The sequence below is a fragment of the Phyllobacterium sp. genome, assembly GCF_037994405.1.
Lineage (GTDB): Bacteria > Pseudomonadota > Alphaproteobacteria > Rhizobiales > Rhizobiaceae > Phyllobacterium.
This window is the reverse complement of the sequence record NZ_JBBNAN010000406.1, coordinates 1-2,445: the sequence shown is the minus strand read 5'-3', so window position 1 is coordinate 2,445 and position 2,445 is coordinate 1. Positions and strand designations below refer to the sequence as shown.

Below are 2,445 nucleotides of genomic sequence, written 5' to 3'. Positions count from 1 at the left end.
TTTTCTGGATGGCGGAATTCCGCGGGCCATAACACGAATTTGCTTCGACCTAACATACGATACGCAGGAATTTCTGTAGTCGGGGCTTACTCAACCTTCTTCGCTTGTGGATAACGCCCGTCACCGTGCATCTCGTCCGGCAATTGAATTGGCGGTGGCTCCGCTACTGGCGGAATTGGTCCAGGCTCCGGGTTGGGGGCTGGCGGATCGCCGGGCAGCGGCGGGTTCGGTTCTGGCTCTGGACCAGGTATCGGATCACCCATATCAATTTCTCCTCATGATGAGCTCTTAACTGCTTACCGCAAGGGAATGTTCCACTGATTCACCGCTTCAATAAGGCGTCGCCGAGATCCCCACGTGTTTCGATCCACATTTTGAGCACCGAAGCTTTGGCACTAAGTCGCAGTGCATGGCGCTGTGTTCGCGGCCCAAACGCACTGCCAATTTTGTCAGATCAATTTGACTGGAATGGTGGCAATCGCGCGCGTAGCAATGCGCCCAGAGCGAATACGTGTGATCTATTAGCGCACCGATCGTTCCGTTGTCGCTATCCATGATTACATCTGCACCGGTCGCCAGACGATGCGCTTCTTGTTGACCCGGTCGCGGTCATCGTCGAAGGGAACGACTTCGCAATCGACGACATCGCATTCCTTGCATCGGAACTTCAAACTCTCGAACGAGCGTCCATGTCCGTTGACGTTGGCGAGATCGCTGGCGATGAAAAAGCCGACCTTCCCGCATTTGCGGCACATCACCCGCACCAACATGCCCTGGCGAGCCGCCTGCCCTATAGTTTTCATCGTCCTTGTCATGAGAACAAAATGAGAACATATTCCCACAACGTCAAGGGCAATTTCGCCGCAGGGGCCGCTTGCGAACGCAACCGGATCAACTATCATCCACAGCATGTGCAACCTTTACAACGCCACCACGACGTTCGAAGCGATGCGGCAACTCTTCCTGCCTATCCATGATTTGACCAATCGCCTGACGCCGCAGATGGACATCTACCCTGACAATCACGCCCCGATCGGCCGCAAGAACGCGGACGGTGAACGCGAACTCGCCTTGGCGCGTTGGGGCATGCCGACGCCACCGATGTATCTCAAGGGCGAAGTCGACAACGGCGTGACCAATATCCGTAACCCCAAATCGCCTCACTGGCGGGCTTGGCTTAAGCCGGCCAACCGCTGCGTTGTCCCCGCAACCAGCTTTGCGGAGTATGGCCAACACCCGGATCCCGTCACGAAGAAGAAGCCGCTGCACTGGTTTGCCTTGAATGAGGATAAGCCCCTGTTCTGGTTCGCTGGGCTGTGGACGAGCTGGTACAGCACACGGAAGAAGAAAGAAGGGCCGGTCCAGGCCGATATCTTTGCGTTCCTGACCACCAATGCCAATGGCATCGTCAAACCAATCCACCATCAGGCAATGCCAGTTATCCTTACAACGGCCCAAGAAATCGATGTCTGGATGAACGCGCCGGGCGAGGAAGCGTTGAAGCTGCAAAGACCTCTGCCCGACGACGGACTGATCGTTTTGCCACAGCCGAAGGCAGAGGAAGAGGAGCCACTCCTCATATAAGCAGCTCAAATGAGGAGGATCAGCCACCACTGGAGATGGAGGCGAAATGGGCCGATCTTACGGACGAACCTCGCGTCGTCTATGGCACGCTACTTTATGGTATTGGCAAGATATGCGTCGGCCTATTGTTGCTAGGACTGTTGATGATTGCGCTGCACTTTGATCCCATCTTATCGAAACAATTTTGATGTCTGAACCTCCGAACCCACCTACCCCGCGCATATGAAGAAAGCTAAGCTGAAACAGCTAGGAAAGTCTTTCATATCAGTGGCAAACCGATTGAGCCTAGACATTACTTATGCGCCGTCATTCGAGAGCTTGATGCTCTCGATGAGGACAAATCCGATGTAGAAGTTATTTTTGAACCATCCGGGCGAAAAATTTACTCGGCCTTGGGCTCAAAGTGCCTGATCTTCAAGGAAGATATTGTCGGCTCGGCACATTTTTTTCGTAAGCGGTGGTCCAACCCCATCTGGCGGGAGAAGTTTGGTGTTGGTATGCAGGCTGAGGAATAAACAAGCTCTGGTATGAACTTCTATGTCTGCTCCTATGTCTGATCATAGAACCTTCCATATGATCGAAGCGGTCGCCGGCCGCCTTGAGGGTGCACCGCGGCAGGTCCGGCGACGGTGGTCGGATGAATTCAAGGCACAGGCGGTGGCCGATGCCCTGCAGCCAGGAGCGAGCGTTTCGGCTATAGCGCGCCGCATTGGGATTGATCCATCGCAATTGTTCACGTGGCGGCGCAATGCCCGAGAGCGCGTTGCGGCTCTGCCTGCGACGGTCAACGACGGTCCGTTGTCTGTTGGGGCGACAAGCAGATGTCCTGCAGTTGAAATCACCATCAGCGTCACCGATTAC

At 54.8% G+C, this 2,445-nt stretch carries 4 protein-coding genes; 2 read left to right on the top strand and 2 right to left on the bottom strand.

Annotated elements, in window-relative coordinates:
* Positions 1-86: 86 nt before the first annotated feature.
* Positions 87-263, bottom strand: a complete 177-nt coding sequence (locus tag AAAC48_RS22335) for a hypothetical protein (protein WP_340656294.1) — start codon at positions 261-263, stop codon at positions 87-89.
* 294 nt (positions 264-557) lie between these two features.
* Positions 558-803: a hypothetical protein gene (locus tag AAAC48_RS22330; protein ID WP_340656293.1), complete on the bottom strand. Its 246-nt coding sequence runs from the start codon at positions 801-803 to the stop codon at positions 558-560.
* A 106-nt stretch (positions 804-909) separates the two neighbouring features.
* Between AAAC48_RS22330 and AAAC48_RS22325 the strand changes: the two genes are divergently transcribed.
* Both AAAC48_RS22325 and AAAC48_RS22320 read left to right on the top strand, forming a co-directional pair.
* Entirely contained in the window at positions 910-1,584 is a 675-nt protein-coding gene (locus tag AAAC48_RS22325) for an SOS response-associated peptidase (RefSeq protein WP_340656292.1), read from the top strand.
* Between the two features lie 573 nt (positions 1,585-2,157).
* Positions 2,158-2,445: transposase (locus AAAC48_RS22320; RefSeq protein WP_340656295.1), on the top strand; the 288-nt coding region annotated here is incomplete at its 3' end.

Bases quoted from the DNA above. Each gene is read 5' to 3' on its own strand.
- AAAC48_RS22325 (WP_340656292.1), top strand. From the start codon at position 910: ATGTGCAACCTTTACAACGCCACCACGACGTTCGAAGCGATGCGGCAA.
- AAAC48_RS22335 (WP_340656294.1), bottom strand. From the start codon at position 263: ATGGGTGATCCGATACCTGGTCCAGAGCCAGAACCGAACCCGCCGCTG.
- AAAC48_RS22330 (WP_340656293.1), bottom strand. From the start codon at position 803: ATGAAAACTATAGGGCAGGCGGCTCGCCAGGGCATGTTGGTGCGGGTG.